Genomic DNA, 25765 nt, shown 5'->3' with positions numbered 1-25765 from the left:
GCCATGAGCGACCCGAACCTGCAGAACTTCATCGAATTGTCCGCCGTACTCACCGGCCTGTCAGCCGACCGGCTGGCGCCTGCCGTCGACCCGATCAACCTGCCACCGCTGTTCTTCGCCACTACCCAGCAAGGCATGGGCACCGCGGCGTTCAGCAACCTGCTGGAGCTGTACGTCAGCCTCAAGGGCCAGCCCCCTGCACAGATCGCCAGCGCCGTACTCGGCAATTCCGACCCGCAGATCGCCCAAGGCGCGCGCTCGATCATGAAGCTGTGGCTGCTCGGCAGTTGGTACCAGCCGTATGACCAAGGCAGCGCACACAAGGGTGACACCAGCGTGGTCTCCGACCAGGCTTACAAGCAAAGCTGGGCGTGGAAGATCGCCCAGTCCCACCCCATGGGCTACAGCCAGTTCCACTTCGGCTACTGGGCCGAGCAGCCCCCCACACTCAAGCAGTTCACCGGTGTTGACGCCAAGGAAGGGCAGCAGCCATGAGCAACGTACAAACCCAAAGTATCGAAACCGCCGATGTGATCGTGGTGGGCGCCGGTATGGCCGGCAGCGTCATGGCCTACCAGTTGGGCCTGGCCGGCTTGAAAGTGTTGGTGCTCGAGTCTGGCCCGGCCATACCGCCGAACCGCAGCGAGTACCTGGAGCGCTTCTACACCGCCGTGCTCAAGGCGCCCGAGTCACCCTACCCCCCCGAGCAGACCGAGCAGACCCCGGCCACGCAGTTCGCCCCACGGGCAACCATCCAGGACCTGATAACCGCCGGCAGCAGTGACCCGAACAAGGCGCAGAAGAGCTACCTGGTACAGCAGGGACCGTTGCTGTTCGCCAGCACCTATGAACGCGTGGGCGGCGGCACCATGTGGCACTGGATGGGCACGGCCCTGCGCCTGTTGCCCAACGACTTTCGCATGCGCAGCGTGTATCAGGTTGGGGTCGACTGGCCGATCAGCTACGACGACCTGCAAACCGCCTATTGTCGCGCCGAGGAGGAGATAGGCGTATCCGCCGATGTCGCGTCGCAAAGCTACCTCGGCGTAACCTTCCCGCCGGGCTACAAATACAGCATGCACGGCATTCCTCCGTCATTGGTCGACCAAGGCCTGGGCCAGGCCGTCGATGGCACCCAGTACCAGGGTGTCACGCTCAAGGTGCGGCAAACACCAGCCGGGCGCAACTCGCAGAACGACAACGGCCGCCGGGTGTGCGCCGGCAACACCAGTTGCACGCCGATCTGCCCGATCCAGGCCAAGTATGACGCCACCGTGACCATGGCCAAGGCGCTGGATACCGGCAATGTGCGCATCCTTTACCAGAGTGTGGCGAGCAAGGTGCAGGTCGATGCCAGCGGCGTCACCGGCATCGAGTACATCCAGTACCAGAACGACGGCAGGCGGCAGAACGGCTTGGCCCAGGGTAAACGCTACGTGATCGCCGCCCACGCGATCGAAACGCCGAAACTGCTGCTCAACTCGGTCGGCCCGCACAGCCCGAACGGTGTGGCCAACAGCAGCGGCCAGGTCGGTCGGGGGCTGTCCGACCACCCGGTATACCTGGCCTGGGGCCTGATGCCTGAAGGCAAGCCGCTGTTCCCGTTCCGCGGGCCGCTGTCCACCTCGGGGATCGAGGACATGCGCGACGGCGCGTTCCGCAGCCAGCGTGCCGCCTGGCGTATCGAGATCGGCAACGAGGGCTGGAACTGGTCGGCGAATGATCCGTACACCACGGTCTGCGATTACATCGACGGCACCAACATCGGCGGTGCCAACCCCGGCCAGCAGGCGTTGTCCGGCACGGCACTGGTGCAGCAGCTCAACAGTGTGCTGACCCGCCAGTTCCGCCTGGGCTTCCTGGTCGAGCAACTGGAGCAAGACCCGGACAAGGCGATTTGCCGGGTGGAAGTGTCGAAGACGTTCACCGATGGCCTGGGCCTGCCCAGGCCGCAGATCACCTACGATTTCTCCAACTACACCAAGGAGGGTTTCAAGCAGGCGCGCCTGGCCGCCACGCATATCATCACCGAACTGATGGGCGCCACCGAACTGACCGACTTCGCGCCCAAGGTGGGCCCGGGGCCGCAGACGGTGTTCGAGTATGACGGCCAGCACTATCCGTTCTTCGGCGCCGGCCACCTGATGGGCACTTATCGGATGGGCACGGACAGCACCAAATCGGTGGTGAACAAGGACCAGCGCAGTTGGGACCACCCCAACCTGTTCCTGGTCGGTGACGGCGTGTTCCCCACCACCGGCACCGCCAACCCGACCCTGACCATCACCGCGCTGACCTTCCAGGCCGCCGACGTGGTTGCCAGCGACCTGCTCAAGCGTACCGTGCAGGTGCAGGCCAACCAGGCCTGGCAGGGCACCGGCGTGCAGGTCAACGGGCAGAGCTGGCAACTGGCAGTGTGCACCGGTGGGCAGTGGACAGCCAACCCGGCCACCGGAATGGTTGGCGCGGCGGGCAACCCTGGGCTCATCGCCAAGCCCGGCTACACCTTGCCGGGCCAACCGGAAGGAGCTCTGATCGGGCGTATCGGTAACAGCGGCGCGCCGTTCCTGGTCGGCAACCAGGCACAGTTGCCGCGTGGCCAGCAGGGCGAGCTGCAGCTGTGCATCAATGACGACCTGGACGGGCGTTACGGGGCTGGCCTGCGCGATAACCTGGGCAGCCTGGCGGTGGAAGTGCGTTTCGGGTCGGTGTAGGCGCGGTCACCACAACCCCACAGGTACACGTCGATGGCGAGGACCTTCGCATTACGCGAAGTGAGCCAGCGAGCAAGGGCTGGACGTGGTGGGGTTGTTGAACCTGGCGCTCGGGCTGAGCTGAAGAAACGACAAAGGGGCCACGGAGGGCCCCTTTCTCTTGCCTGCGATTTCCAGGTGTTCCCGAAACGCTTAACGGGTAAGCAGCCGTGAACATCAAGTGAATCAGGCAGTTATATGGCGAAAGCGTAGAAATTCAACTCTAGGATAGTTGCCCATCGACGGTTTTAAAGACCGCGTTAAAAAACCACATCCCACAGTCGTGAAGCTGAGTTCCAGCTTTTCCATGCCCAAGTCCGTCTCAATCAGCATATCAATGCCGCCCGGTCGAAACTCCTCCATCTTGAGTGCCAGCTTCGGCAGGGTCAGCGAAAACTGGGAGCAGACATAGGGCCGATAACGAAAAGCCCTGCACGAAGGCAGGGCTTTAAGAGGGAAACAAAAAACCGGCTCGATGGCCGGTTCTTGATAGGGTCGCACTGCGTTCATACAACACTTGCTGCTATGAAATCCAACCTATTCCGTGCGGAAAAGTATTTTTTTGAGTTATTGAGGATGGCGCTTCTTCTGCTCTGCTTGTTGTCTGTAACAGGCAATGCTTTCTGCCAAAAGTGATCCAGCAATGCACGTGAATGTAGCAGGATGTACTCATTTCGATGCAAATTCGGAGCCAATAATAGATTTTTAGGATGGCTAGGATCGTATGCGGCATCTGCTGGACACGCCCTCATGTAACTCTTCGAGGTGCCGTAATGGCACTTGAACATCACCATCAAAAGGTATAAAAATACTGGTTCCTAATGGCCCCAATTCGAACTGCATTAAGGATATTGCATGAACACTTCGTTTCGAACCCTGCTGCGCAGTCAAAAATTGAAGAGCCCAACAGATCGAGGTTTTGATCTAAATAAATGGGCTAAAGCTTGGGAAAACGTAGCGAATGACGATGAGAGGCACATATATGATGCCGGCATAACCTTTAACCAACTGCTTGGCGACATAAGATCTGAAATAGAAAAGCTTTATCAAGATAAATTCCCTGGAGTAAATCTCAGCCGGATGCTTGAGCTTTACTGCTGCGTGTCCAATCGCGATATCGCCATTGCGTCTAACGCAATAAAAGAAGGACTATTTAATGGGGCTAGCATCCACAGTCTCCTGTTAGATAACAACGTCGCTGGCAACCCTTTATCCGGCGAGGAGGTAACTGTAGGTGCTGTCGATGGAGTCCAACCTGCTATACGGGCTTGTTTATATAAACTAAACGGCAGCAAGGAGATTGCAGCCGGCAAGAAAAAAATAAAACCTGTCGACTTTATTCGACATGAAGCCATACTATCCAACCTCTACTCATCATATGAGCAGTACTTTCAAGCATTGGTATGGGGAGACTATTCTTATAGCAAAGAAGGAAACAAGATATCGATTCAACAGCAACCCTCCAGTAAGGAACTTGCACTTGAAGTAAGCAACCTAAGAAAAAGCCGCTTTCAAATTAGGCACGCGCTCTCCACTGCACAGACAGACGCCACAAGTCTTTTTCATGGAAAGTACAACTACATAAAAATCGATTTTAAAAAATCAGGCGAAGCAAACCTAATCATTACACCAATTGAAAAGGCACCTTTGCAATTGCAAGCAGAGAACGCCAGCCTTTTTTTAAGCATGCATGATGCAATGGAGAGCTTCCCCAAGGAACTTACAAGCAAAAATATAGGCCATTTGGAATTTTGCCTGAAAGAAGCTCTTGAGGTGTTAAAGCAATTAAGCCTAATATCAAAACAATTTGCACATAAAAACACTCAGTACGATATCGACATATTCAGCGCAAATCAAATGCTCGTCTATCTTGCACAGGTGAGCAGACGAGGCTTGATACAAGCAATTGCCAGAGCGACAAAGTTAAGCAACTCAAAAACAAGACAGATAATAGACTTTATAACATTCTCTGGCGAGCCAAAACAAGACCTTTGGTCTCATCCAATTATTGAAACGCGCAAAGGTAAACTTTCATTCATCCTTGGCGCGGCATCATCGCCCATTATGCAGAGAGTATTAGAGCACTGGCTGGCTGAGTGCTTTAGCAATGACGACATTAAGGAGAAAGGAAAAACTCATGAGGAAGCAGTTTGCAAGTCAATAAATACAATCATTCCAAGCAATAAACTAATATCCGACTATTCGCCATGTATTTCCACGACTGTGACCTTGAACGAAAAGAAAGAAGAAATTGACTTGCTCGTCAGAATAGGATCAGTCATCTTAGTAGGGGAATTGAAAAGCATTTTCACAAGTGACAGTCCGAGATCGCATTTCCGAGCTTATGAGAAGCTGGAATTCGGTGCAAATCAGGCGAAAAGAAAAGCAAACTTCATACAATCCGATCTAGGTTCAGTCTTCAACCAGATCCACTGGAGCTACGATAGCACCAGGGATTACAAAATCATCCCGATCGTCATTAGCAACAACAAAACATTTTCGGGCTTTCCAATCAACGAAGTACCAGTCGTAGATGAATTAATTCTGGGGAACTACCTAAAACAGAGCACCTCCCCGATAATTAGCTACTATGACCCGGAAAAGCAGAAGACCGTACACACTGCAGTGTATCGACTTTACGAATCTTTTGAGCAACTACAAGAAAACCTCACAAAATATTTACTGCTACCCCCTGTCATTGAAGGGGAAAGTGAGAACTTCACTAGCGAAAACACGCAACTCCCAGGAACGAGCTCTGAAAATGAGGTTATAGAATTTTCGAGACTAGTTTATAGCAAACTTACCACCGCCGATTCTAAGCTTGAACAGGCAAAAAGTTTTCCTATCGAAAAGTCCTCTGACCACGATGAAGTCGTGAGCTCGTTCCACACGGTTTGTTGATTTTCCACCCTTCCCCTTTCTTTATCTAGTAACCAGGCCGCACCAAAAGCGGCCTAACCTCTTTTAATTTCTGGAATCCGTTAGTCGTCGCCGACATTACGGGTTGATACATTATTTTTTTGGCTTCTCAAGCGGAAGCACCAACTTGGCCCCTTAAATAATCCAATCTGAACCATTGCAGTCGGCGCACACCAGCTCATAGAACAGCCCCTTCACAACCGCTAAATCTCGCACTTTGAGCAAGAACTCTCACAACCACTCGAGGTTCGCGCTAGCGTGGGTATTTCGGGTGAGATTCGGAAGTTCGCTCTTGATCTAACTACCGAAGATCGCCACCAATTTTTAAGAGCCGCGATCTGCGAAGGCGATCACACAACCGCTGGGCGCACCTGGCTATCTCTTCGGCCTCGATACCAACCTTCAAAAGGTATACACCCGCATGTAGCATGAGCACAGCCCCCTGAAAATGCAATAAAGCTAAAAGCAGCGACAAACGCCAAAACTCTTCTCGAAGAAAGGGCGGGATTAATTTTCAAGAAAGTTGAGAAAGCTATGGGGGCTTCATGGTCAACGATTAGCGAGCTTCGTCGAGGTAATGACAAGGCAGTGGCTGCACTGGAGTTCCCATAAACGAGCGCTACCTGTTATTTGCTGTTGTTAAACAAATATCGAGAGACTGAAAATGTCAGAAGCTGAATCATCAGGCTCGTCACAAGACTTTGCACCGAAGCCGCAGGGACACACCTTTGGCAGCCTGGACAGTCTGGAAACCCGAACGGAAGACCGAAATGAGCGAAGAACCGGAAAACTTTGCTCGCTGAGGAACTTCAAAAGGATGGCACAGAACTGGCGCGAGCGATCAAAGAGGCGGCGCTTGCAGGAGACGCCACAGCCATGAACCTGTGGGTACAGAGACTCAACCCCCTTTGCGAGCACGCGCTGCCACTGTCGAGTTTCAGCTTGATCCTGGCAAGCCCCTACATGAGCAGGCACAGCAGGTGCTCATCGCAGTACCAGAGGGGCGAGTCGATCCAGATACAGGAAAGATGATCATTGATTACATCCACTCGGTTGCAGGCATCCGCACCGTCGATCACTTGGAAGCGCGCCTTGAGGCGCTGTAGGCACAGAAATGAACAAGCCCATCATCTACACCCAGGACCCATAGCGCAAAGCAGGTGAACGATTCGAGGCTATGCGCCGGCAACGACAGGCCGACTTGCAAGCGTACATAGCAAAGAAAAAGGAGCAGTTGGGGAATCAGCGCGTGCAGGAGCAACATGACCGCTATCGCGATTGGGACCAAATTGTCGCCACTTGCTATGAGGTGATCCGAGACTGCCCCGATCCACTCGTTCGCCGCGCCGCCGCCAGGCTGCTACACACAATGTGCAGCCGTGACGATCTCAACGTCGTCAAAGTAGAGGAACAGTGATCATGGATGACATGATAAGAATTCTTCAGCGCATACACCAGAACCACATCATGGAACTCAAACAGGAGCAGGGTGCTTGCTTGTACCACCTGCGCTTGGCGGTTGAAAAATCCGAAGTTCTGAGTAAGTCGAAGGACTAACCACATGAGCATCGGCAGCGCTAAAGGCATGTTGGCGCGACTGAAAAAGCTAGAGCGCTCGAATAACGCGCAGGAAGAGACGCGATTTATCCTCGAAACCTTCACTCTAGCTATCGCGGAAGGCCGCATGTGCAACACAGATGGCCTGTGGTCATGAATTGCTTGATCAAGTGGCTTTCCGCTGGGGACTCGCGGAGTGGATTAGCTGGGGAAGGCTTAGCGTGCGGGTAACCCTGGTTTCGTTGCTAGCCATCGGATGGAGTAAACGAGACAGGCTCTTGTTGCTGTCTTCCAGCGGGCATTCACGGCTGCCCGTTGTCGTGCTTGGGGCCAGCACTGCTGCCGAGATCATCACACTATCGTCGTTAGGATATTACCGAGCACCGTGCGTGCGCAATAGCAGCGTTTGTACTGCCACACCGGGAACGCCAAACCCTGAATTTGGTGGGCATGCTTGCTAAATGATTGTTGCCTCTGTGATTATACCAGTGTGACGCGCCGCGATTTAGCTTATTGGGAGCAGCAATCCATCAGAATGGTATATCTTCGTCAAAGGGATCGAACTCTTTCACCTGAGGTAATGCCCCTTTAGGCAGCGGCAAGTTCGTCACGATGAATAGGTTGAGAATGTCGTCTCTATCCATAAACATAATTTGCGAGCGCTTGGTTGCATCAAGCTTGTTGCCAATCCAATTACGCGCCTGCTTCGTAATCTCGCCGCCCGCAACGATGAAAGCGTGGTCAACCAGTACGCGCCGATTCAACTCTGGGTCGAATATCTCATGCCCAAGCATCATATTTGCCTGATTGTGGATCTCGGCGATATTGGCGGAACCATCTCGGCTAACGCCAGCCGAGTCCAGTTTCCCCTTCTTAGCCTGGAGGCCGAAGTAGAGGACATTGAGGGTTGGCAGTGTGAACTTCATCCACACGTCTTTGCCGTACTCCAATGCCTTATCCTTGTGGCCAGCCGCAGTGATGCGGTGAAAGCCTAGCTGACGGAACAGAGGTAGCAGCACCTCCTCAATCAGTTTGTCCTCAGAACACTTGTTGAGATAGGTGATGAGCTGGTCTCTGCGCTCCAACTCCGCAGGCGTCATGGGGCGATGCGGGTTCGCCTTCTGCGCAACGGTGTTTGTAGCAATATGGCGGAGCTGACCAATACCGTGCTCGTCGTAGAACGCCCCCCAGCCTTCACGCGCCAGCACAACATTCAGCGCTGCAAGCGCCTTGCTTCTGTCGGGATCGCCTTCTTGTGCCTCGCCCTTGTCGAGCAACGCACGAATGATTCGGATGAATGCCTCAGGTGGAACGGAAGGACCAGGGTGTGGATACGCAAGCACTTCTTCAAGCCGGCTAGCTACCCACGCCCAGCGAGTAGAGCCGTCATGAACGAAGTCTAAATCGCAGTCCTCGAAGAATTCTGTCAGGTAGCTACTCGACCGGTAGTGGAAATAGTTCGGCTTGCTGAGATCACTATTTCCACAGATGAGGTCGGCAAGCTCGCGAAGGTTTCTATTTTTCCACTTCATGCTGTATCTAGACTCCCGCGCGACGAAGCCATGTGGTCATACGCACCTACTATTCCTTACGCTTATCACCACTGAGTGAAAAAACAGCAGGCGATATACGCCGGAAAAATATCTGATCTGGGATTAAAATGTCGCCCCAATACCATCAAGAGTATTAATGATAATGGCAAACCGCGTCTGGTTGTGGCCAACAGGTGTGGATTTCAGCCAAGCGCCTACGTTGTGGAAACGGTTGTCGAGACGCTTAATGCCAGTCGGATGAAGGACACCTCGGGCCAATACCTCATTCATCGCATCGAGCGAGCGTTGGCTGCGATGGGCGATGTGGTTGCGTAGCGCGATGACCGAATTTACGACCGCTTTCTGCTGGGCGGTTAGGCCAGAGAATCTCGTCGCATGGGCAGCAATCAGCCAAATGCCCGCTTTCTGCTCAAGCAAATCGAAGTTCGAGAATGTGATGTTGTTTCCCATGCTATTCGCAAGGGCAATCACGTCTGCCTTCTTCAAATGATCCGGAAAGGAGAGCGAGCCGAACGTATCGAACACCCGCTTCGGTGTGGATGACGTACCGAGATGAGTGTCGAATGAGTCCTGCAAATGCTGCTTGAAGCGAGTTGCATCGCGATTGATGTATGCGATGAACATATCACTGACAAAGCCCTCCCAAGTGACCGCAGCTGCAAGCAAGCTGTGCTCGGTCAGAGTGGACTGGTCAGTTTCGCTAGTGAAGGCGCTGAAACCTGTATTGTGAAATGTCGTCAGGTCAGCCAACTGCTGCCGAAAGTCATCCCTAACAGCATCAGGAGAAATTTTTCTCACGTCCGTCCCTGCGTGCTTCTTCTTGAAGTGTTTGGCGGGGAACCAGGGATTCGAACCCTGGGAACGCTCTCACGTTCGCCGGTTTTCAAGACCGGTGCATTCAACCACTCTGCCAATTCCCCAAATTCTTTGACGTGCTAAGAATCTGCTAAACGATGCCCCCGGAGGATGCTAGCAAACCACGCTAAAGCTTTGATTTTGCACAGCTTTCTTGCGACCCCAGACAGAGGGACCACCAGCTTTCAAGACCGTTGCCTTAAACCACTCGGCCACGCTTCCAGCTCGTTTTGCGGCCGCCATCATACCGTAATGAAACAAGCTGTCAAACTCTCTGTGTCGCGGGTTGCGGCGGCTCTGATAGACTCCAGGCATCTGAACGTTCAAAACCACAGGTTCATCAAGGAGTGTCGCCATGCGCGAACAGGATTACGCCGTACACAGCGGCCAGCAGGTCGAGCAGCAGGAGATCAGCAAGGTCCTGCGCAACACGTACAGCCTGCTGGCGCTTACCCTCGCCTTCAGCGGTGTCATGGCCTTCGTGGCCCAGCAGATGCGCGTCGGCTACCCGAACGTGTTCGTGGTGCTGATCGGCTTCTACGGGCTGTTCTTCCTCACCAACAAATTGCGCAATTCGGCCTGGGGCCTGGTGTCCACCTTCGCCCTCACCGGTTTCATGGGCTTCATTCTCGGCCCTATCCTCAACCGTTACCTGGGCATGGCCGGTGGCGCCGAAGTGGTCAGCTCGGCATTTGCGATGACCGCACTGGTGTTCGGTGGCCTGTCGGCCTATGTGCTGATCACCCGCAAGGACATGAGCTTCCTCAGCGGCTTCATCACTGCAGGCTTCTTCGTTCTGCTGGGAGCTGTGGTGGCGAGCTTCTTCTTCCAGATCAGCGGCCTGCAACTGGCGATCAGCGCCGGCTTCGTGCTGTTCTCGTCGGTCTGCATCCTGTTCCAGACCAGCGCGATCATTCACGGTGGCGAGCGCAACTACATCATGGCAACTATCAGCCTGTATGTATCGATCTACAACCTGTTCGTCAGCCTGCTGCAACTGTTTGGCATCATGGGTCGCGATGACTGATTGAGTGCTGCCTGAAATAGCCCGCTTCGGCGGGCTTTTTTGTGGGAGCGAGTTGCGGGCTGCGCTTCGATCATGCCGCCATTGTGCCTGCCACTACCCCAAACCCATCATCACCCGTAGAATGCGCTCCTTTTTTCTCCGGGGCAGCTTTCAGCCATGAGCTCACACGAACACAGCCCAGGCGCAGCGGCGCCTGCCAATGAACTGGTGCTTGGCCTGGAAGACAGGCCACGGCCGCTGATTGGCCTGCTGGCAGCGCTGCAACACCTGCTGGCGATCATAGTGCCAATCGTCACCCCTGGCCTGCTGATTTGCCAGGCGCTGGGCGTTTCCGCGCGGGATACCAACCTGATCGTATCGATGTCGCTGGTGATTTCCGGCATCGCCACCTTCGTCCAGTGCAAGCGCTTCGGGCCGTTCGGTGCCGGGCTGCTGATCGTCCAGGGTACCAGCTTCAACTTCGTCGGCCCGCTGATTGCCGGTGGCGCGCTGATGGTCAAGCAAGGCACGCCGGTGGAAAGTGTCATGGCGGCAATCTTTGGTGTAGTCATCGCCGGCTCGTTCGTCGAGATGGGCGTGTCGCGCATCCTGCCCTTCGTCAAACGGCTGATCACGCCGCTGGTGACCGGCATTGTCGTGCTGATGATCGGCCTGACCCTGATCAAGGTCGGCCTGATCAGCATGGGGGGTGGTTTCGGCGCCATGGCCAACGGTACGTTCGCCAATGGTGAGAACCTGCTGCTGTCGGGCGTGGTGCTGACGATCATCGTCGTCCTCAACCGCATCCCGGTGGTATGGATGCGCAGTTGCGCGATCGTCATCGCCCTTGCGGTCGGCTATGCGCTGGCCGGCTACCTGGGCCGCCTCGACTTCACCGGCATGCATCAGGCCGCACTGTTCCAGGTACCGACACCGCTGCACTTCGGCCTGGGCTTCTCCTGGGCGCTGTTCATTCCGATGCTGGTGATCTACCTGGTGACTTCGCTGGAAGCCATCGGCGACGTCACTGCCACCAGCAAGGTGTCGCGCCAGCCGGTCGAAGGGCCGGTATGGATGCAGCGGATCAAGGGCGGCGTGCTGGTCAATGGGGCCAACTCGCTGCTGGCCGGGTTCTTCAACACCTTCCCGAGCTCGATCTTTGCGCAGAACAATGGGGTGATCCAGTTGACCGGTATCGCCAGCCGCCATATCGGAATCTGGATCGCTGCAATGCTGGTGCTGCTGGGCCTGTTCCCGAGCGTTGCCGGGGTCATCCAGGCGGTACCGGAGCCGGTGCTGGGTGGCGCGGCCATGGTCATGTTCGGCGCAGTTGCCGCTTCGGGCATCAATATCCTGGCCAGTACCCGGCTGGATCGTCGCGCCCTGCTGATCATCGCGGTGTCGCTGGCGCTGGGCCTGGGTGTGGCGCAGGTGCCGGAGTTCCTGGCACACATGCCGGCAGCGATTCGCAACGTGCTGGAGTCGGGTGTGGCGACCGGAGGTATCTGTGCGCTGGTGCTGAACTGGTTCCTGCCGGAGAGCAAGGAACAGGTTTGAGTTTCTCCCAAGCCTTGCACGATTCCTGAAAGAGCGTGGGCCTTGAGATTGGCGCGCCCCAGCAAGCCCGCCCCGCATGCACAAGCGGGCGCGGGCTTTTTTGCTTTATCATGGCACCATTCCTTCTGCATGAGTGACCCATGAAATTCGCTATCGCGGTGTTCTCCCCGGCCCATGCGCCCTCCTCGCGACGCGCCCTGCGCTACGCCGAGGCGGTGCTGGCCGGCGGCCATGAGATTGCCCGGCTGTTCTTTTACCAGGACGGGGTGCACAGCGCCTCGGTCAACGTGGTCGCGCCCCAGGACGAGCTGGATGTGGCTGGGCAGTGGCGCACCTTCATCGCCGCCAACCGGCTGGACGCCGTAGTATGCATTGCCGCTGCTCTACGCCGTGGCGTGCTCGACGAGGCCGAGGCCAACCGCTATCAGCGTCCGGCCGTGAACCTGCCCAAGCCGTGGGAGCTGTCAGGGCTCGGCCAACTGCATGAGGCCGCCCAGGTTGCCGACCGCCTTGTCTGCTTCGGAGGCGACTGAAATGGCCAAATCCTTGTTGATCATCAGCCGCCAGGCACCCTGGAACGGACCATCGGCCCGTGAGGCACTGGACATTGCCCTGGCCGGCGGTGCGTTCGACCTGCCGCTGGGCATGCTGTTTCTCGATGACGGCGTCTTCCAGCTTGCGCCGGACCAGCAGCCCGCTGTCGTGCAGCAGAAGAACCTGGCTGCCAATCTGCAAGCGCTGCCAATGTTCGGCGTGGAGGAGCTGTTCGCCTGCAACCACAGCCTCGCCCGCCGTGGCCTGGCCGCCGACTGCCTGGCACTGCCGGTGCAAGTGCTCGACGATGCGGCTCTGGCCGCGCTGATCGCCCGTTTTGACCAGGTGGTAACGCTGTGATGACAACCCTGCATGTAATTGCCCACTCCCCGTTTGGCGACGAGCGCCTGGCCAGTTGCCTGCGCCTGCTGGGCGCCGACGATGCCCTGCTGCTGTGCGGTGACGCGGTATACGCCCTGCGCAGCGGCAGCGAGCCGTACCGCCAGTTGCAAGCCGCCGGCCTGGCCGAGCGCCTGTTCGCGCTTGAGGAAGATGTGCAGGCCCGTGCAGTCGGCAACGAACTGGCCAAGGCCGTGGACTACACCGGCTTCGTCGAACTGTCGCTGCATTACCACAAGGTCAACAGCTGGCTATGAATACGCTCACCGTTGGCGATCAGGCGATCGCCCTGGACAAGGACGGTTTCCTGGTCGACCTGCAGGACTGGTCACCTGCCGCTGCCGAGGCGTTGGCCGCGCGCGAGGGCATCCCGCTGACTGCGGACCACTGGGAGATCCTCGAACTGTTGCGCCAGTTCTACCAGGAATACCAGCTGTCCCCGGCCACCCGCCCGCTGATCAAGTACACGGCACTCAAACTGGGCCCGGACAAGGGCAACAGCCCGCACCTGAACCGCCTGTTCAACGGCACTCCCGCCAAACTCGCCGCCAAGCTGGCGGGCCTGCCCAAACCGACCAACTGCATATGACCCAGCCACGCCCACTCACCCTGGAAACCCCGACCGAACACCCGTTCGCCGAATTCGTGCGCATTCTTGGCAAAGGCAAGCGCGGCGCGCGAGGCCTGACCCGTGAAGAGGCTCGCGCGGCCATGACCCTGCTGTTGGAAGACAAGGTCGAAGACGCCCAGCTCGGTGCCTTCCTCATGCTGCTGCGACACAAGGAAGAAAGCGCAGAAGAACTGGCCGGCTTCACCGAGGCACTGCGCGCGCACCTGCAGGCCCCGCGCATCACCGTAGACCTGGACTGGCCCACGTACGCCGGCAAGAAGCGCCATCTGCCATGGTACCTGCTGGCCGCCAAGTGTCTGGCCAGCAATGGTGTGCGCATCTTGATGCATGGCGGCGGCGCACATACCGCCGGGCGCATGTATACCGAACAACTGCTCGGCCTGTTGCAGATCCCCCCGTGCCGCAGCTGGGCAGCCGTTGCCGAGGCACTCGACCAGCATCAGCTGGCGTTCTTCCCGCTGCAGGATTGGGCGCCGCAGTTGCAGCGTATGATCGACCTGCGCAATACCCTGGGCCTGCGCTCACCGATCCACTCGCTGGCCCGGGTCCTCAACCCGCTGGGCGCGCGCTGTGGCCTGCAGAGCATTTTTCACCCCGGTTACCAGGCAGTCCACCGCGAGGCCAGCCGCCTGCTGGGCGACCATGCGCTGGTGATCAAGGGCGATGGTGGCGAGATCGAGGTCAACCCTGATGTCATCAGCCACCTTTACGGCACCACGGCAGGCGAGGCCTGGGATGAAGAGTGGCCTGCGCTGAGCGAGCGCCGTCACGTCAAGCCACCCAGCCTGCAAGCCGAGCACCTGCTGGCTTTCTGGCGTGGCGAGGTTGAAGACAGCTATGGCGAGAAGGCTGTCATCGCCACCATGGCCCTGGCCCTTCGCGGCTTGGGCCAGGGCCGCGAAGAGGCGTTCGCAACAGCCCGAGGCTATTGGCAAGCACGAAACCAATCGATCTAATCGATTATAAGCCCCGGATCTTTACGCTATTTTTTCGAACGATTTGGCCTAGACTGAGCTCCAACGACAAACAACTTTGTTTCAGGAGCTCAGCATGGGCCTTTTGATCGATGGCCGCTGGCATGACCAGTGGTATGAAAACGGCAAGGACGGCACCTTCAAGCGTGAAAATGCCCAGCGCCGCAACCCGCTGCCCGCCCCCGAAGCCGGCCGTTACCACCTGTATGTCTCGCTGGCCTGTCCATGGGCCCACCGCACCTTGATCGTCCGCGCGCTCAAAGGCCTGGAGCCCCTGATCGATGTATCGGTGGTCAGCTGGCTGATGCAGGACCATGGCTGGACCTTCGATCAGCAGCAAGGCTCCTCCGGTGACCACCTCGACGCCTTGCAGTACCTGCATCAGCGCTATACCCAGGATGATCCACACTACACCGGCCGCGTGACAGTACCGGTGCTGTGGGACAAGCAAGCCAAGCGCATCGTCAACAACGAATCGTCGGAGATCATCCGCATCTTCAACAGCGCGTTCAACGAGTTGACCGGCAATACACTGGACCTCTACCCCGCGCCGCTGCGTCCGACCATCGAGGCACTGAACGAGCGCATCTACCCAGCGGTGAACAATGGCGTATACCGCGCTGGCTTCGCCACCACGCAGGAGGCCTACGAAGCGGCTTTCGACGATGTATTCAACGAACTGGACTATCTGGAAGACCTGCTCAGCCGCAACCGCTACCTGGCGGGCGAATACCTGACCGAGGCCGATGTGCGGCTGTTCACCACCCTGGTGCGCTTCGATGCGGTGTACCACGGCCACTTCAAGTGCAACCTGCGGCGCCTGAGCGATTATCACAACCTGTCAAACTGGTTGCGCGAGCTGTACCAGTGGCCGGGCGTGGCGGGCACGGTGAACATGGAGCATATCCAGAAACACTATTACCTGAGCCACAAGACCATCAACCCGAACGGGATCGTACCCAAGGGGCCGTTGCAGGATTTCAGCCTGCCGCATGATCGCGAGCGGTTGCCGGGCGAAGGGATCTGGCAGGTTTGAGGCATTCGGGGCCGCTTTGCGGCCCCGGCGGTTTCAGCTGTTCTGCGAACCTTCGAACCAGGCCAGCTTGTCACGCAACTGCACCACCTCCCCGACGATCACCAAGGTCGGCGCATGCACTTCATGCCGGGCCACCAGTTCAGGCAGATCCGCCAGGGTACCGGTGAACACCCGCTGATTACGTGTGGTCCCCTGCTGCACCAGGGCTGCCGGGGTACTGGCCGCGCGGCCATGGCGAATCAGCTCGGCACAGATGGTCGGCAAGCCGACCAGGCCCATGTAGAACACCAGCGTCTGTGCCGGTGCCACCAGGTCATGCCACGGCAGGTTGCTGGTGCCGTCCTTCAGGTGCCCGGTCACGAAACGCACCGACTGGGCATAGTCGCGGTGGGTCAGCGGAATTCCGCCATAGGCGGAACAACCACTGGCCGCGGTTATGCCCGGCACCACCTGGAACGGGATACCCTGCCCGGCCAGCTCTTCGATCTCTTCGCCACCGCGCCCGAAAATGAACGGGTCACCGCCCTTCAGGCGCAATACACGCTTGCCCTGTCTGGCCAAGTCGACCAGCAGGCGGTTGATCTGGTCCTGCGGCACGGCATGGTCGGAACGACGCTTGCCCACATAGATACGCTCGGCATCGCGCCGGCACATATCGATGATTGCCGGTGCCACCAGGCGGTCGTACAGCACCACGTCGGCCTGCTGCATCAGGCGCAAGGCACGGAAGGTCAGCAGGTCCGGGTCGCCCGGGCCTGCACCTACCAGATACACCTCACCACCTTGCTGTACCGGCGCACCGTCCACCATCGCCTGTAACAGGCGCTCGGCCTCGGCGCCCTGCCCGGCCAGCTGGCGTTCGGCAATCGGGCCCTGGAACACGGTTTCCCAGAAGCCGCGGCGCTGATTGACGTCCGGGTACAAGGATTTGACCTTGTGCCGGAAACGTGCCGCCAGCCCGGCCAGCTCGCCATAGGCCGATGGAATCCAGGCCTCGAGCTTGGCGCGAATCAACCGCGCCAGCACCGGCGCGTCACCGCCGCTGGAAACTGCAATCACCAAAGGCGAACGGTCGACGATGGCGGGGAAAATCACCGTACACAGGGCCGGCGCGTCAACCACGTTGACCGGCAGGCTGAGGGCCTGCGCGTCAGCCGACACCTGGGCATTGAGCCCGGTGTCGTCGGTGGCCGCGATCACCAGCCGGCAACCGACCAGGTCGGCTGCCTGATAGCCACGCACCAGCACCTCACCGCCACCTTCCCGGGCCAGCGCGGCCAGTTGGCCGTCGACCTCCGGCGCCACCACGCGCAGCGCGGCCCCGGCATCGGCCAGCAGGCGCGCCTTGCGCAGCGCGATCTCACCGCCGCCGACAACCAGCACGCGGCCGCCCTGCAGCTTGTGGAACAGCGGCAGGTAATCCATTTAGCGGATAACCTCGACGCCGCCCATGTATGGCTTGAGCACTTCCGGCACGCGGATCGAACCGTCCGCCTGCTGGTAGTTTTCCAACACCGCGACCAAGGTACGCCCCACCGCCAGGCCGGAGCCGTTGAGGGTGTGCACCAGCTCCGGCTTGCCGGTTTCCGGGTTGCGCCAGCGGGCCTGCATGCGGCGCGCCTGGAAATCGCCGCAGTTGGAGCACGAGCTGATTTCACGGTACTTGTCCTGGCTCGGCACCCACACTTCCAGGTCGTAGGTCTTCACCGCGCCAAAGCCCATGTCGCCGGTGCACAGGGCCAGCACGCGGTACGGCAGCTCCAGCAGCTGCAGCACGCGCTCGGCGTTGGCGGTCAGGCCTTCCAGGGCCTCCATCGACCTGGACGGTTCGACGACCTGCACCATCTCGACCTTGTCGAACTGGTGCTGGCGGATCATGCCGCGGGTGTCACGGCCGGAAGCACCGGCTTCGCTGCGGAAGCAAGGCGTGTGAGCCACCAGTTTCAGCGGCAGTTGCTTGGCATCGAGGATCTCACCCGCCACCAGGTTGGTCAGCGACACTTCGGCGGTCGGAATCAGGTAGAAGTCAGCCTCGCCCTCGCGGCTGATCTTGAACAGGTCTTCCTCGAACTTCGGCAGCTGGCCGGTGCCCTGCAGGGCCGGGGCCTGCACCAGGTACGGGGTATAGTGCTCCTCGTAGCCGTGCTCAGTGGTGTGCAGGTTGATCATGAACTGCGCCAGGGCGCGGTGCAGGCGAGCGATCGGGCCACGCAGCACGGCAAAACGGGCGCCGGACAGTTTGGCGGCGGCTTCGAAGTCCAGGCCACCGCTGATTTCGCCGAGGGCGACATGGTCCTTGATGTCGAAATCAAAGGTTCTCGGCGTGCCCCAACGGCGCACTTCGACGTTGTCGTCTTCGCTGGCACCGACCGGCACGCTGGCGTCCGGCAGGTTGGGGATGGTCAGCAGGATGCCGTCCAGTTCGGCCTGGATGCCATCCAGCTCGGCCTTGCCGGCCGCCAGTTCGTTGGCCATGCGCTCTACGTCGGCCATCAGCGGCGCGATGTCTTCGCCCTTGGCCTTGGCCTGGCCGATGGACTTGGAGCGGGCGTTACGCTCGGCCTGCAGTTGCTCGGTGCGGGTCTGCACCGCCTTGCGGCGCTCTTCCAGTGATTCGATGCGCGCGACATCCAGGCTGAAGCCACGGGAGGCCAGGCGATCCGCCACTTCCTGAAGTTGGCCGCGTAACAGTTTGGAATCGAGCATATCGTTCTCTCGTTATGTGTAGGTGTTGGTTCAGAATCGGGTCAGGGACAGGCCGGCCCAGGTCGCGAGCAACCCGCCCACCACACTGATACCGGTATAGCCCAGGGCCAGAGGCACTTGCCCGCTTTCCAGCAGGCGTACGGTATCCAGCGACAAGGAAGAAAAAGTCGTCAGGCCGCCCAGAAAGCCGACGATCAGACCGGCGCGCAGTTCGATCGGCACCATCGGCTTGTGCAGGAACAGGCCATAGAGCAGGCCAATCAGCAGGCAGCCAACCAGGTTGACCGCCAGCGTACCGAGATAGAAGTGCCGTGGCCAGTGGGCAACCACCCAATTGGAGGTGGCAAAGCGCAACAAGGTACCGGCAATACCGCCCGCGCTGACGGCGGCAATCAATGCGATCACGGTTTTCTCCGCTGTCGGGGGCTGCTGCGGTCGAGCTCGGCCAGATGACGCAGCTTCTCGCCAATCTTCAGTTCCAGGCCACGCGGCACTGGCTGGTAGTACTGGCGCGGTTCGAGCGCTTCGGGGAAGTAATCCTCGCCGGCAGCGTAGGCATCGGGCTCGTCATGGGCGTAGCGGTACTCGTCGCCGTAACCCAATTGCTTCATCAATTTGGTCGGGGCGTTGCGCAAGTGCAGCGGCACTTCCAGCGAACCGTGTTCGGCAGCCTCGCGCAGGGCGGCCTTGAAACCCATGTACACCGCATTGCTCTTCGGCGCGCAGGCCAGGTAGGTGATGGCCTGGGCCACCGCCAGCTCGCCTTCGGGGCTGCCCAGGCGCTCCTGCACGTCCCAGGCGGCCAGGCACAGGCTGAGCGCCCGCGGGTCGGCGTTGCCGATGTCTTCGCTGGCCATGCGCACCACGCGACGGGCGATGTACAGCGGGTCGCAGCCGCCATCGAGCATGCGCGCGAACCAGTACAGGGCGCCATCCGGGTTGGAGCCGCGCACCGACTTGTGCAGCGCGGAAATCTGGTCATAGAACGCCTCGCCACCCTTGTCGAAACGGCGGCGGCTGTCGCCGAGCAGGCTTTGCAGCATCTCGACGCCGATCTCGCTGCCGTCCTCGGCAAGGTCGGAAGCATTCTCGAGGAAGTTGAGCATGCGCCGGCCATCGCCATCAGCAGCAGCCATCAGCATGCTGAAGGCGTCATCGCTGACGCGCAGGTTGCGCTTGCCCAGGCCGCGCTCTTCGGTCAGGGCGCGGTTGACCAGCTTGCGCAGCGCCGCCTCGTCCAGGCTCTTGAGCACGTACACCCGCGCCCGTGACAGCAGCGCATTGTTCAGCTCGAACGACGGATTTTCGGTGGTAGCGCCAATGAACAACAGGGTGCCGTCTTCCACGTACGGCAGGAAGGCGTCCTGCTGCGACTTGTTGAAGCGGTGCACTTCGTCGACGAACAGGATGGTGCGCCGGCCATACTGGCCTGCCTGCTGCTTGGCCACCTCGACCGCCTGGCGAATCTCCTTCACCCCGGCGAGTACCGCCGACACCGTTTCGAAGTGAGCATCGCAGAACTGCGCCAGCAGCCGCGCCAGGGTGGTCTTGCCCACCCCTGGAGGCCCCCAGAAGATCATCGAATGCAGCGCACCCTGCTCCAGCGCTTCGCGCAGCGGTTTGCCGCGCGCCAGCAGATGCTCCTGGCCGACGTACTCGTCCAGGTTGGACGGGCGCAGGCGGGCGGCCAGGGGCTGGGCGACGGGTTCGCTTCGAAACAGGTCCATGGCGGGTTCTGGTTACTCCTTGATGACGTCCGCGCCTTGCGGGATATCGAACTTGAACTTGCTGTCCGGGACCGCCTGGTTGGCCTTGACGCCATTGAACAGGATGTTGGTGCGCTGGCCGACGCTGTCGATCAGCTGCATGTCATTGATCAGGCCTTTGCGGAACGACACGCGCAGCGAGTCGAACAGGGTGTCCTTGGTCTTTGGCTTGAGGGTGAAGTCCATCACTTCGCCCTGCTCCTTCGAGGTGATATCGAAGCTCTGGCTGATCTTCGACACGTCACCGGACAGCAGCAGCGCCGGGGTCTGGTTCAGGCGCACGTCGAGCTTCTTGATGGTGGCCTGTTCCAGGTCCGGGTCCCACAGGGTGACGTTCTTGCCGTCGGAAACCACCACCTGCTCCTGCGGGGCATCGGTGTGCCAGTAGAACAGGCCCGGGCGCTTCACTGTCATCTTGCCGGAGGTTTCCTGCAGGCTGGTGCCCCCGGCATCCAGGGTCAGCTGGGAAAAGTTGGCCTCGATGGTCTGCGACTTTTCCAGCAGTTGGGTCAGGCGTTGTACATCTTGCTCACCGGCATAGGCCGTAACCGTGCCCAGGGTCAGGGCAGAAACCAGCAGCATGCGAATCGCGCGCATGGGAATCCTCATCGAGCATTGAAATAGGCCGGGCACCACCGTTGGTGCCCGGCAAGGTGTTCATCAGTCGCGCGGGCCGCCCGGGGCTATCACTTCCCGCGAGCCGTTGCTGTTCATGGGGGTGACCACGCCGGCCATTTCCATGGCTTCGATCATGCGCGCCGCGCGGTTGTAGCCAATCTTCAGTTTGCGCTGCACGGCCGAGATGGACGCACGGCGGCTTTCCAGCACGAACTGCACCGCCTCATCATACAGGGCGTCACTTTCCGAATCATCGCCATCGCCACCACCACCGCTGCCGCCCTCGAAGCCACTGCCGGCCTCCTCGACGCCGTTGAGGATGTCATCGTTGTAGTCCGGCGCGCCGCGCAGCTTCCACGCCTCCACCACACGGTGTACCTCGTCGTCGGAGACGAACGCGCCATGCACACGGATCGGCAGGCTGGTGCCCGGCGGCATGTACAGCATGTCGCCATGGCCCAGCAGCTGTTCGGCGCCGCCCTGGTCGATGATGGTCCGCGAGTCGATCTTGCTCGACACCTGGAACGCCATGCGGGTCGGGATGTTGGCCTTGATCAGGCCAGTGATCACGTCCACCGAGGGGCGCTGGGTGGCGAGGATCAGGTGGATACCGGCCGCGCGCGCCTTCTGCGCGATACGGGCGATCAGCTCTTCGACCTTCTTGCCGACGATCATCATCATGTCGGCGAACTCGTCGACGATCACCACGATGGTCGGCAGGGTCTTCAGCGCCGGCGGCTCGTCGTCCATGCTCTCGCGACGGTACAGCGGATCATGGATGATTTCGCCGGCTTCCTGTGCATCCTTGATCTTGCGGTTGAAGCCGGCCAGGTTACGCACGCCCATGGCCGCCATCAGCTTGTAACGCCGCTCCATCTCGGCCACGCTCCAGCGCAGGGCGTTGGCGGCGTCCTTCATGTCGGTGACCACCGGGCACAGCAAGTGCGGGATGCCCTCGTAGATCGACAGCTCGAGCATTTTCGGGTCGATCATGATCAGCCGCGCGTCTTCCGGGCTGGACTTGAACAGAATCGACAGGATCATCGCGTTCACACCCACCGACTTACCGGAACCGGTAGTACCGGCCACCAGCAGGTGCGGCATCTTGGCCAGGTCGGTGATCACCGGCTTGCCACCGATGTCGTGGCCCAGGGCCAAGGTGACCGGCGATTTCTGCTCGTCGTACTGCGGCGTGGCCAGCACTTCGGAGAAGCGCACCATTTGCCGGTTTTCGTTGGGGATCTCGATACCCACGGTGGTCTTGCCGGGGATGACCTCGACCACCCGCACGCTGGTCACGGCCAGCGAACGCGCCAGGTCCTTGGCCAGGTTGGCGATGCGGCTGACCTTCACGCCTGCGGCCGGCTGGATCTCGTAACGGGTGATCACCGGGCCCGGGTGGATCGAGTCCACCGTCACTTCCACGCCGAATTCCTTGAGCTTGATTTCCAGCAGCTGGCCGACACCGGCGAGCGATTCTGGCGAATACTCGATCTTCTTCTGTTCGGCCGGGTCGAGGATGGAGATGGACGGCAAGGTGCCCTCCACGGCGCTGTCGATGAACAGCGGCGCCTGCTTTTCCTTCATTACCCGCTTGCTCGGTTCCGCTGCCCTGGCGGCAGACGGCGGCACGATTGTCGGGGCCGTGGGTTGTTCACGCTGCACCGCTGGCTCGCGGGGCACTACCGGCTCGCGCACTGCAGTGGCCTCGCGCGACACCAGCGGCTCGCGCGACAGGGTAGGCTCGCGTGGCTCGACCGGTTGCGCGGGGGCTTCCTCACGCTTGAACAGGCGCTCGCGCAGCGCCGGGCGTGCCGGTTGCTCGTGCTTGTCGGCTGGCGCCGGTGCGGCCTTGAATACGGGTTCGTCCTCGCGCAGTTGCGCCTCCAGGCGCTTGCGCTCGTTGCGGGCTTCCCACCAGCGGGTGGCGGCGCCTTGCATCAGTTCGAACAGGTCGAGGGTGATCTTGCCGGTCAGGTCCATCACCTTGAACCACGACAGGTCGGTGAACACGGTCAGGCCGAACAGGAACAGGGCAATGAACATCAACGTGCTGCCCTGCACGTTCAGCAGGTTACGCGCCAGGTCACCCAGGCTCTCGCCCAGTGCGCCACCGGCGGAGAACGGCATGCTGGCCGGCGGGTGGAAATGAATATGCGCCAGCGCCGCACCGGACAGCACCAGGAACACCAGGCCGATCAGCCGCCAGGAGAACAGCCAGCCGCTCCAGTCCCAGGGCTGGTGGCGCTCGCGGAAGATCTGCCAGGTCTTGATCGCCAGCAGCAGCGGGAAGATATAGGCGAAGTAACCCAGCACCATGAACAGGATGTCGGCGAAGTAGGCACCGGCGCGCCCGGCGGCGTTCTGCACCTGCTCGACGTTGCTGGTGTGGCTGAAGCCCGGGTCAGACGTGTCGTAGGTGAGCAGCGCCATCCACAGGTACAGGCACAGGGCGCCGACAGCGATCAACGCACCTTCCTTGAGGCGATAATGCAGCTGCTGCCGCCACAGGGGCACGGGCAAGGGAGCTGGGGTTGCGGTGGATTTCTTCAAAACGCGTGTATTCCTGCGCGTGCTGCGCGTCCAATAGTGATCGGCCGGCGGTGCGGCCAATGAACCACTACTTTTAACATTACTGCCCGCCGGCCGCCATGGCGGGGCGCCGTATGGGGGCTTGGCCGGGGACGACTTTCACATAGCTGCAATTTGACCACGCATTGTCTTCTGTGACAAAGGCTTATGCTGTGTTTTTGCACAGGTGTGACAGCAAATGTGGCGGATGGTGCCTGTGCTTTGTTGAATGTGTAGGAAATTGCCTTTTTTCACCGCCTGTGCCGTCCTTTTCGCGGCCATGCACACTGCCACGAGCCGGGTGCAAACCCTGATGGCTGCTGGGCTCCTGTGGGAGCGGGCGTGCCCGCCAAGGAGCCAAAGAGATTGACCCTGCCTCCCACCCAAGCCATGCTGCCCGCTCCCCTCCCCCACTGCACGATAGACCATGCTCACCTGGCTGACCCGCGACTCGCTGACCTTCCCACCCCTGGAAAAAGCCCTGCACGAGCCCAACGGCCTGCTGGCCGCCGGCGGCGACCTGAGCCCCGAGCGCCTGGTACAGGCTTATCGCCATGGCTGCTTCCCGTGGTACCAGGACGGCCAGCCGATTCTCTGGTGGTCGCCCGACCCACGCACGGTGCTGTTCCCGGACCAGTTGCACGTATCGCGTTCGCTGGCCAAACTGATGCGCCAGGGCCGCTACCAGGTCAGCTTCGACACGGACTTCGCCGCCGTAATCACCGCCTGTGCCGCCCCCCGCGACTACGCCGATGGCACCTGGATCACCGACACCATGCGCGCCGCCTATTGCGAACTGCACCGGCGCGGCATCGCCCATTCGGTGGAGGTACGCCAGGACGGTGAACTGGTCGGCGGCCTGTACGGCCTGGCCATGGGCCAGCTGTTCTTCGGCGAATCGATGTTCAGCCGCGCCGACAACGCCTCCAAGGTCGGCTTCGCGACCCTGGTCAAGCACCTGCGTCAGGCCGGCTTCGTCCTCATCGACTGCCAGATGCCGACCAACCACCTGCACAGCCTCGGCGCCGTGGCCATCAGCCGCGCCGAGTTCGTCGGCTACCTGGCCCGCCACCTGGACCAGCCCAACAGCGCCACCTGGGTTGCCTAGGCGAGTTCCCAGAGCTGGCATACACTTAAAGCAACGTCTCACCGAGGGGGTTGATCATGACAGAGTTGGCGCGGTTGAAGTTCTATGCCACTCAGCCCCACTCCTGCAGTTACCTGCCCGACGAGCAGGCCACCACGCTGTTCCTCGACCCCAGCCAGCCGATGGACGTGCACGTATACGCCGACTTGTCGGAGATGGGCTTCCGCCGCAGTGGCGACCATCTGTACCGCCCGCATTGCCAGAACTGCAATGCCTGCGTACCGGCGCGCATCCCGGCGGCGCGCTTCATTCCCAACCGTCAGCAACGGCGCATCCTCAAGCGCAACGCCGACCTGACCGTGACCGCGGCGCGCCCGGCGTTCAAGGAAGAGTACTTCGACCTGTACCGACGCTATATCGAAACGCGCCATGCCGACGGTGACATGTACCCGCCCAGTCGCGACCAGTTTGCCACCTTCCTGGTACGCGACCTGCCGTTCTGCTGGTTCTACGAGTTTCGCCTGGAGGGCCGCCTGGTGGCGGTGGCCGTGTGCGACCTGCTGCCCAACGGCCTGTCGGCGGTGTACACCTTCTACGAGCCGGAAGAAGAACGCCGCAGCCTGGGCCGCTTCGCCATCCTCTGGCAGATCACCGAAGCCGTGCGCCAGGACCTGGAGGCGGTATACCTGGGCTACTGGATCAAGAACTGCAAGAAAATGAACTACAAGACGCAATACCGGCCTATCGAACTGTTGATCAATCAGCGCTGGGTTACCCTCAACTGAAAGGCATTGGCTTGACACACAATTTTCGGGCATAATCCACGCCACTTTTTTGCCCGGTGCGGTTATGCGTCGGGCCAACACTGGATCCGAGGGCTCTACTGCATGTCGAAAGAAGACAGCTTCGAAATGGAAGGTACTGTCGTCGACACCCTGCCCAACACCATGTTCCGCGTGGAGTTGGAAAACGGGCACGTCGTAACCGCGCACATCTCCGGAAAGATGCGCAAGAACTACATCCGCATTCTGACTGGCGACAAGGTCCGCGTCGAACTGACACCGTACGACCTGAGCAAGGGCCGCATCACCTACCGTGCGCGCTAAGCTCAAGCCATGAAAAAGCCCGGCCATGTGCCGGGCTTTTTTGTGCCTGTGAAACGTCAGGCTTGCATCGCACCTTGTGGGAGCGGGCTTGCCCCGCGAAGCCGACTCCGCGGTGCATGGCACCGGCTTCGCCGGTG

The 25765-nt window shown here is 59.9% G+C and carries 23 protein-coding genes, 1 tRNA gene and 1 pseudogene; 15 read left to right on the top strand and 10 right to left on the bottom strand.

All coding sequences use genetic code 11. The features are described from left to right. Positions 1-3: 3 nt before the first annotated feature. Together B4L76_RS04020 and B4L76_RS04015 are read left to right on the top strand one after the other, a co-directional pair. On the top strand, positions 4-495 hold the full coding sequence (locus B4L76_RS04020) for a sorbitol dehydrogenase (RefSeq protein ID WP_296230678.1): 492 nt from the start codon (positions 4-6) through the stop codon (positions 493-495). Continuing rightward, positions 492-2714: a GMC family oxidoreductase gene (locus tag B4L76_RS04015; protein ID WP_296230676.1), complete on the top strand. Its 2223-nt coding sequence runs from the start codon at positions 492-494 to the stop codon at positions 2712-2714. Before B4L76_RS04020 ends, B4L76_RS04015 begins: the two co-directional genes overlap by 4 nt. A gap of 312 nt (positions 2715-3026) precedes the next feature. Here B4L76_RS04015 and B4L76_RS04010 read toward each other — a convergent pair. Further along, positions 3027-3146 (bottom strand): annotated as a pseudogene (locus B4L76_RS04010) (phage major tail tube protein); the annotation flags it as partial. Between the two features lie 462 nt (positions 3147-3608). On the opposite strand from B4L76_RS04010, the gene B4L76_RS04005 reads away from it, so the two are divergent. Further along, positions 3609-5654 (top strand): hypothetical protein, encoded by a 2046-nt coding sequence (locus tag B4L76_RS04005; RefSeq protein ID WP_296230674.1) that lies wholly within the window; start codon positions 3609-3611, stop codon positions 5652-5654. Between the two features lie 1579 nt (positions 5655-7233). Then, positions 7234-7386, top strand: a complete 153-nt coding sequence (locus B4L76_RS04000; RefSeq protein WP_296230672.1) for a hypothetical protein — start codon at positions 7234-7236, stop codon at positions 7384-7386. Positions 7387-7759: 373 nt separating this feature from the next. On the opposite strand, the gene B4L76_RS03995 is transcribed toward B4L76_RS04000, so the two are convergent. From B4L76_RS03995 to B4L76_RS03985, 3 genes are all read right to left on the bottom strand, one after another. Continuing rightward, complete coding sequence (locus tag B4L76_RS03995; protein WP_296230670.1) at positions 7760-8761, bottom strand: hypothetical protein; 1002 nt, start codon at positions 8759-8761, stop codon at positions 7760-7762. Positions 8762-8884: 123 nt separating this feature from the next. After that, complete coding sequence (locus tag B4L76_RS03990; RefSeq protein ID WP_296230668.1) at positions 8885-9580, bottom strand: hypothetical protein; 696 nt, start codon at positions 9578-9580, stop codon at positions 8885-8887. Between the two features lie 32 nt (positions 9581-9612). After that, a tRNA-Ser gene (locus B4L76_RS03985) sits at positions 9613-9702 on the bottom strand. Between the two features lie 290 nt (positions 9703-9992). On the opposite strand from B4L76_RS03985, the gene B4L76_RS03980 reads away from it, so the two are divergent. The 8 genes from B4L76_RS03980 to B4L76_RS03945 all read left to right on the top strand — a co-directional run bounded on the left by B4L76_RS03980 (position 9993) and on the right by B4L76_RS03945 (position 15774). Further along, a complete protein-coding gene (locus B4L76_RS03980; protein WP_296230666.1) occupies positions 9993-10664 on the top strand; it encodes a Bax inhibitor-1/YccA family protein in 672 nt (223 codons plus the stop codon). 156 nt (positions 10665-10820) lie between these two features. Next, positions 10821-12200: a nucleobase:cation symporter-2 family protein gene (locus B4L76_RS03975; RefSeq protein ID WP_296230664.1), complete on the top strand. Its 1380-nt coding sequence runs from the start codon at positions 10821-10823 to the stop codon at positions 12198-12200. Positions 12201-12340: 140 nt separating this feature from the next. Next, positions 12341-12733 (top strand): sulfurtransferase complex subunit TusD, encoded by a 393-nt coding sequence (gene tusD, locus B4L76_RS03970; RefSeq protein ID WP_296230663.1) that lies wholly within the window; start codon positions 12341-12343, stop codon positions 12731-12733. A gap of 1 nt (position 12734) precedes the next feature. Then, a complete protein-coding gene (gene tusC, locus B4L76_RS03965) occupies positions 12735-13094 on the top strand; it encodes a sulfurtransferase complex subunit TusC (RefSeq protein WP_296230662.1) in 360 nt (119 codons plus the stop codon). Beyond that, positions 13094-13390, top strand: coding sequence for a sulfurtransferase complex subunit TusB (gene tusB / locus B4L76_RS03960; protein ID WP_296230660.1), 297 nt, complete (start codon positions 13094-13096; stop codon positions 13388-13390). Before tusC ends, tusB begins: the two co-directional genes overlap by 1 nt. Then, positions 13387-13722, top strand: coding sequence for a TusE/DsrC/DsvC family sulfur relay protein (locus B4L76_RS03955; protein WP_186687011.1), 336 nt, complete (start codon positions 13387-13389; stop codon positions 13720-13722). Before tusB ends, B4L76_RS03955 begins: the two co-directional genes overlap by 4 nt. Next, positions 13719-14720 carry a glycosyl transferase family protein gene (locus B4L76_RS03950; protein ID WP_296230657.1) on the top strand — a complete coding sequence of 334 codons (1002 nt, stop codon included), beginning with the start codon at positions 13719-13721 and terminating at the stop codon, positions 14718-14720. The genes B4L76_RS03955 and B4L76_RS03950 overlap by 4 nt, the downstream gene beginning before the upstream one ends. Positions 14721-14814: 94 nt before the next feature. Next, positions 14815-15774 carry a glutathione S-transferase family protein gene (locus tag B4L76_RS03945; protein ID WP_296230655.1) on the top strand — a complete coding sequence of 320 codons (960 nt, stop codon included), beginning with the start codon at positions 14815-14817 and terminating at the stop codon, positions 15772-15774. A 33-nt stretch (positions 15775-15807) separates the two neighbouring features. Here the strand turns inward: B4L76_RS03945 and cysG are convergent, their stop codons facing one another. The 6 genes from cysG to B4L76_RS03915 all read right to left on the bottom strand — a co-directional run bounded on the left by cysG (position 15808) and on the right by B4L76_RS03915 (position 23417). Further along, on the bottom strand, positions 15808-17199 hold the full coding sequence (gene cysG, locus B4L76_RS03940) for a siroheme synthase CysG (RefSeq protein ID WP_296230653.1): 1392 nt from the start codon (positions 17197-17199) through the stop codon (positions 15808-15810). After that, the gene (gene serS, locus B4L76_RS03935; protein ID WP_296230651.1) at positions 17200-18480 is read right to left on the bottom strand and encodes a serine--tRNA ligase; all 1281 of its coding nucleotides are present in this window, start codon (positions 18478-18480) and stop codon (positions 17200-17202) included. Between the two features lie 30 nt (positions 18481-18510). Next, the gene (gene crcB, locus B4L76_RS03930) at positions 18511-18885 is read right to left on the bottom strand and encodes a fluoride efflux transporter CrcB (protein WP_289133153.1); all 375 of its coding nucleotides are present in this window, start codon (positions 18883-18885) and stop codon (positions 18511-18513) included. Then, positions 18882-20207 carry a replication-associated recombination protein A gene (locus B4L76_RS03925; RefSeq protein ID WP_296230646.1) on the bottom strand — a complete coding sequence of 442 codons (1326 nt, stop codon included), beginning with the start codon at positions 20205-20207 and terminating at the stop codon, positions 18882-18884. Before B4L76_RS03925 ends, crcB begins: the two co-directional genes overlap by 4 nt. A gap of 12 nt (positions 20208-20219) precedes the next feature. Then, positions 20220-20843, bottom strand: coding sequence for an outer membrane lipoprotein chaperone LolA (lolA, locus tag B4L76_RS03920; protein WP_170030555.1), 624 nt, complete (start codon positions 20841-20843; stop codon positions 20220-20222). 63 nt (positions 20844-20906) lie between these two features. Continuing rightward, positions 20907-23417, bottom strand: a complete 2511-nt coding sequence (locus tag B4L76_RS03915; protein ID WP_296230643.1) for a DNA translocase FtsK — start codon at positions 23415-23417, stop codon at positions 20907-20909. Positions 23418-23862: 445 nt separating this feature from the next. On the opposite strand from B4L76_RS03915, the gene aat reads away from it, so the two are divergent. From aat to infA, 3 genes are all read left to right on the top strand, one after another. Further along, on the top strand, positions 23863-24543 hold the full coding sequence (gene aat / locus B4L76_RS03910; RefSeq protein ID WP_296230641.1) for a leucyl/phenylalanyl-tRNA--protein transferase: 681 nt from the start codon (positions 23863-23865) through the stop codon (positions 24541-24543). Between the two features lie 56 nt (positions 24544-24599). Continuing rightward, positions 24600-25307 (top strand): arginyltransferase, encoded by a 708-nt coding sequence (locus tag B4L76_RS03905; protein ID WP_296230639.1) that lies wholly within the window; start codon positions 24600-24602, stop codon positions 25305-25307. 102 nt (positions 25308-25409) lie between these two features. Further along, a complete protein-coding gene (gene infA / locus B4L76_RS03900; protein ID WP_002553999.1) occupies positions 25410-25628 on the top strand; it encodes a translation initiation factor IF-1 in 219 nt (72 codons plus the stop codon). Positions 25629-25765 lie beyond the last annotated feature (137 nt).

The sequence above is a fragment of the Pseudomonas sp. UBA4617 genome (assembly GCF_002386445.1).
Lineage (GTDB): Bacteria > Pseudomonadota > Gammaproteobacteria > Pseudomonadales > Pseudomonadaceae > Aquipseudomonas.
The sequence above is the reverse complement of the archived record's forward strand: the minus strand, read 5'-3'. Positions and strand labels throughout refer to the sequence as shown.